Annotated in this window: 4 protein-coding genes; 1 reads left to right on the top strand and 3 read right to left on the bottom strand. The window is 42.7% G+C overall.

Features of this window, described 5'->3' with window-relative positions; genetic code table 11:
• On the top strand, positions 1-335 hold a 335-nt coding region (locus AB7U36_RS17495; RefSeq protein ID WP_428160964.1), incomplete at its 5' end, for an amino acid-binding protein.
• Positions 336-584: 249 nt separating this feature from the next.
• Here AB7U36_RS17495 and AB7U36_RS17490 read toward each other — a convergent pair.
• The 3 genes from AB7U36_RS17490 to AB7U36_RS17480 form a co-directional block, all read right to left on the bottom strand.
• Positions 585-2,375, bottom strand: coding sequence for an SLC13 family permease (locus AB7U36_RS17490; RefSeq protein ID WP_428160963.1), 1,791 nt, complete (start codon positions 2,373-2,375; stop codon positions 585-587).
• A gap of 104 nt (positions 2,376-2,479) precedes the next feature.
• A complete protein-coding gene (locus tag AB7U36_RS17485; RefSeq protein ID WP_428160962.1) occupies positions 2,480-4,279 on the bottom strand; it encodes an ATP-binding protein in 1,800 nt (599 codons plus the stop codon).
• A 181-nt stretch (positions 4,280-4,460) separates the two neighbouring features.
• Positions 4,461-5,397 (bottom strand): ParA family protein (locus tag AB7U36_RS17480; RefSeq protein ID WP_428160961.1); only part of this gene is annotated, 937 nt, incomplete at its 5' end.

The raw sequence follows: 5,397 nt of genomic DNA, 5'->3' as shown, positions 1-5,397 counted from the left end.
CGCTTTCCCTTGCAGATACCACGGACTTTGGTGTGCTGCGCCTCATTGTCAATGATAATGACAAAGCCACCGCAGCCTTACGGAATCAGGGATTCACCGTCGGCAAAACCCGTGTTTTGGCCGTGGAAGTGAATGATGAACCCGGCGGTCTGAACCAAGTGCTGGATCCGTTAAGTGAACAAGATGTCAATGTGGAGTACATGTATGCATTTGCCAACCCCCAGTGCAAAAACGCCATCATGATTTTCCGCTTTGATGACATTGAAAAGGCAAAAGTTATTTTGGCGAAACAGGGTATTAAGGTTATAGAGACGGAGGAAATCTCAAAGCTATAAGAGCTTGTCCATACATAGCCTTTTTATCCATATTCTTCGTTGCGACTGAAGGGGCACATATTTCCAAAAATATGCGCCCTAAGCCACCCATAGGATACAAATCAACGACCATCTCCTGACGGACACAACAAACAATGAAAGATGTGAGTATTGAGTAGTGAGAAAACAGCTTGTTTTAAATCTCAATACTCAATACTTTCATATAAAAGAAATTGATCGACTCTGTAGCATTTATTTTTCCCCGGCCCTTTAAAAAGGCCAGAAAACAGGAATGAAAAGACTTGCGATAACGACTACAATTACATTCAATGGCAGACCCAGCTTAAGGAAATCTGAAAATCTATATCCGCCAGGACCATAGACCAACAGATTCGTCTGGTAACCAATGGGGCTGGCATAACAGGCGCTGGCGCCAAAACAGATGCCGATAATAAATGGCCGGGGATCCACGCCAAGTGAGACTGCGGTAGAGATCGCGATGGGAAGCAGGAGCACTGCAGTTGCATTGTTGCTTAAAATATGGGTGAATATACTGGTTAATACTATGATGGCAAAAAGGATCATATGTGGACTTTTGCCTTCGAATAGACTTAAAAACGCGTTTGAATAGAGCTCCGTTGCGCCTGTTTTCTCCATGGCCAGCCCTAAAGCCAGTGTTCCGACAATCAAAAGGAGAACTTCAGACTGAAATGAACGGTAGGCATCTTTTAAACTCAGGCAGTGGGTCAACATCATTAAAAAAACGCCGGAAAGAGCGCATATCATGATGTCGACAAGCCCAAGTGTTGCAGCAAGCACGACAGCGACAAAAATTCCGGTGGCAATGCCGGCCTTTTCCCTGTCAACAATAGCGTGGTGAATATCCTCAATGATCACAAAGTCTGGACTCTTTCTTATTTTATCCAATTTGTTTCTCGGGCATTGTACGAGGAGAATATCCCCGATTTTCAACCTCCCGTTTTGTAATTCTCTATAGGAAAAACAACTCGTTCGGCTTCGTATCGCAATAATACATATATCGGCGTCGTTTTGCAGTTCATCTGACATCAAGGGTTCCCTCAGAAGGGATGAAAGTGGAGGAATAACAAGTTCAACTATGAGATCATCTTCGGGTCTCCCGCCAAATGTGAGACTTTCTTTTCCATGAATCAAAGATAATTCTTTGCTTTTCAGACAGGAGATGATGTCCTGTGCCGCCCCCTTGACCAGGAAAATATCATTCTGCTTTATGCTCAGTCTGGTTCTGGACGGATCAAAAACACCTCCGTTTCTGAAAATTTCAATCACGCTCAGCCCTAAATTTTCTTTGGCATATACAGTGATATCTCTTTTCCCGATCAAGGGACTTTTTTCAGTGACTATCAGTTCTGCAATGTATTTTTTTTCTTTTCCTTCATCCAGTTCACATACAGGTGCAGTGCGGCCGGGCATGAGTTTTGGCGAAGCCAGAAATAAAAAAAAGATTCCGATTGCAGCTATGGGAACACCAAGGCGGCCGAGTTCAAACATAGATAATTGATCAAACCCGTTGAGGTTTGCAAGATCGCTGACAATGATATTGGTCGACGTGCCGATCAGTGTAGACGTGCCGGCCAGAATTGATACATAAGACAACGGGATGAGCATTTTTGACGGGGAAAAATCACATTCACAACTCAATCCCATGACAATAGGGATAAAAAGAGTCACAACCGGTGTATTATTAATGAATGCCGACAACACAGCTCCCCCAACAAGGATAATTAGAAAAGCAGATTTCCGGCTCCCTTTTGAAAATTTCAATACCAATTCCGTCAAAAAGCCGACAGCGCCGGTCCGTATCAGTCCATAACTTAATAGAAACATCGATCCTACGGTTATCACAGCGGGATTGGCAAACCCTGCCACGGTCTCTGAAGGGGAAAGTATTCCAGTCAGAGCAAGCAGCACCATAATTCCTATGGCCGTCTTATCAACCGAAATTTTCTCTGAAATCAGAAGGACTAATGTCACAATCAGAATCAGTGAGACCAAAACAACGGGTATATTTATCATTGACATAAAAGCTCTCCGTCTCTAATTTATTAACAATCAAATTTTAGACAGCAACACTGAATTTTAGTCTGTATAATCAGGAAGTTTCTATTTACCCAAAACCAATATTGTCAAACAAGATTGGTGGGTAAAAAAATTCTGAAACAGGTTCCCTCCCCAAGGGTCGATTCCACGTTAATTGTGCCGTTATGGTTTTCCGTTATGATAAAATTGGCGATAAACAGTCCAAGCCCGGCACCCTCTTTATCAGGCTTGGTGGAAAAAAACGGTTCAAAGATGTGCCTGCGGAGATTTTCGGACATGCCTGGGCCATTATCTCTTATCTCAAGGCATACCTGATCTTCTTTACCATAAATTCTGATAAAAAAAGTCGGACACGGATTATCTGTGTTGCCGGCCATTGCATATGCCCCGTTTGACAGAATATTGAAAAACACCTGTTTTAATTCGCCGCCCCGGCATTTAACTTTTGGCAAATTAGGGTCATAATCCTTCATAATTTGAATGGCGCCAAAATGGAAATCATGCTCCAGAGTATATTCATTGGATGCCAGTTCAAGTGCTTGATCCAGGAGATGGGCTATATCTTCAACAGCAAACTCCATTTTGTTTCTTCTTGCGGAAAAAGAGAGCATGTTTGAAGCAATTTGAGACTGAATCACCATTTCTTCAAATCGTTGTTTTTCATCCTGCAGGGTTTGAAGGCTTAATGCCTCAACCAGAGCCATAACCATCATCATGGCAACCTCCTGGTCCTCAACCGTATATTCGCCTTCCATACCTGCAAAAACGACAAGACCAAGCACATCCTGACCGTGCAGCATTGGAAGCGCCATAATGGTGTCGATGGGCAGATGTTCCCTGGGCAAAAAATCAAATTCAGCATTCAAACTTACGTTGTTGAATATTAAAGGGGTTTTATCAGTAATTGTTTTGAGCAGTTTGCCGGATATCTGTTGTCTAAATCCCTGCTTTATAGAGACGTCATTAAACTTATGATACTGTTTGCCAACCAGATCGGAAAACGCCAGAATATTCAAATACTCCTTGCTGTCACAGACCACCCCTACAAAACAATAGGGAGCTGGAACCACGCCTTGAGCAATGGAAATAAAAATTTCTGCGATTTCTTTAACGGACTGTGCGGTCATGGATCGTTGAAAAAATGTATTCACAGAGGAGATAACCATGCGCTGGTGCAAATTTTTTTTCTCCTGCAAAGTTTTCTGCTGTACCTCACCTTCTAATATTGTATTGGTACGCGCCAGATCTTCTGTTTTTTCTTTAATGTCATCACGCATACGCGCAAAATTACGTGAAAGTATCCCCACCTCCCCCACACTTGTTTGGTCAATTTCCTTATCGATATTTCCTGAAGTTATCTCAGAGGTGATGCGGGCAAGCCTTGCAACCGGCTTAGTAATGAGGGTAATCAAAAAAATAAGCACCACAGCCATGACAAGGGTCACGAAGAAAGAAACCCCAAACATTTTTGTCCGAAAATTAGCCAATTTTTTTTCAATCAAGCTGGTGGAATAAACAACCGTGAACCTTCCGAGCGTCAATCCATTATAGTCGATAACAAAAGTTTTCTTTATATCCGTTCCGCCCAAAGGGAACTCTCTTATAAGATTGATATTAATATTAAGTTCCGAATCATGGATGGCAAAGCGTTTCATGTTTTTGTCATCAAAAAAAGTCTCCATGTTCATTTTTAAGGCTTCCATATCCACATTATAAAGGGGAAGGGTATTGATATTCTTCATGAGATAGGTGGATTTGTCAATTTGAGCCCGCAGGCTTTCTAACTCAAGGGCCTTTACCTGGTGGGTGATGTACGAACACAAAAGCAGATTCATAACACTGAAAGCCACAATGACGACTGCAATGATGCGGATCTTTAATCCCATATGATTTCTCTGGTTACCACTAAATGATTGCAACGACAAGCGGTTCGGTCAGACCGGATACGGTCGAATCATATTTCTGGACGGATATTTTATATGAAAGTCTAAATAAGTTATTGAATTACTTTCATGTTTTGTTTTGGGTTGAGCCTGGGTATTAATAGACCGGATTCGCCCATGGCTGTTATTTAAGAAGAGCGGATTCGTTTCCGGACACTCTACGAACCAGACTTCGATAGTCTTCGGAGGCCGTTGAGCCTGGTGCAAATTCAAAGATGGTTTTCCCAAATGAAGGTGCCTCAGCCAGACTTTCATTGTAGCGAATGGGCTTACATAATTGTTCTGGATACAATTTTTTAAGTTGATCGTACAGCACCTTCGGACCCTTGATCCGCAAGTCAAGGAATGTGGGCACAATGTATTTTAGTTGTATTTCACTTCTGTACTTTTGAATGGCACCAAGGCTTTTTATGAATTCGGACATCCCATGCAAAGGCATGACTTCAAGAGCAACCGGCACAAGTACCTCTGTTGAATAAAAAAGGACATTAACAATCAACTGGTCCCACCCAGGAGATGTATCAATCAAAATAAAGTCAAACTGATTATCCAAAGGGTTTAGGGCTTCGGATAAAGTAAACTCCGCACCAAAGCTTTTTTTGTCAATAATTCGTTTAACGCCTGCCAGGGATTTTCCACCCGAGAGCAGCCATAAATTATTCCGGGCCTCGATCAGACAGTCAGAAACCGACAGTTCATGGGTTAAAAGCTCGGTCAGGCCGGCACCCGGTTTTTTCCCGAGAATATAAGAGGACTGCCCCTGGGTATCGGTATCCACTAAAAGGACTCTATATCCGGCCAAAGCAAGGCCTGCACCAAGATTTACACTCGTGGTGGTTTTGCCTACCCCGCCCTTGCTCAGGGTGATACAAATCTTTCTGGCTACCCCCCCTGGTCGGCGTTTCGTATCGACTGGTTTCTCGTCCAATGTCAAAAGAGAGGAGAGGGATACAGGAAATTTAAATTTGCATGATTTGCAGCTAGCCAGGATGTTTTTTTTACCTGCATCTGCAAAAGGTTTCAACGTGTCAGGGTTTACTTTATGGTTTCTGGCACATTTG

Source organism: Desulfobacter sp., assembly GCF_050177295.1.
This window is presented reverse-complemented; position numbering and strand designations above follow the sequence as displayed.

What these genes read in the sequence shown, in the direction of transcription:
- AB7U36_RS17485 (WP_428160962.1), bottom strand. Translation starts at nt 4,279, where the DNA reads ATGGGATTAAAGATCCGCATCATTGCAGTCGTCATTGTGGCTTTCAGT.
- AB7U36_RS17490 (WP_428160963.1), bottom strand. Translation starts at nt 2,375, where the DNA reads ATGTCAATGATAAATATACCCGTTGTTTTGGTCTCACTGATTCTGATT.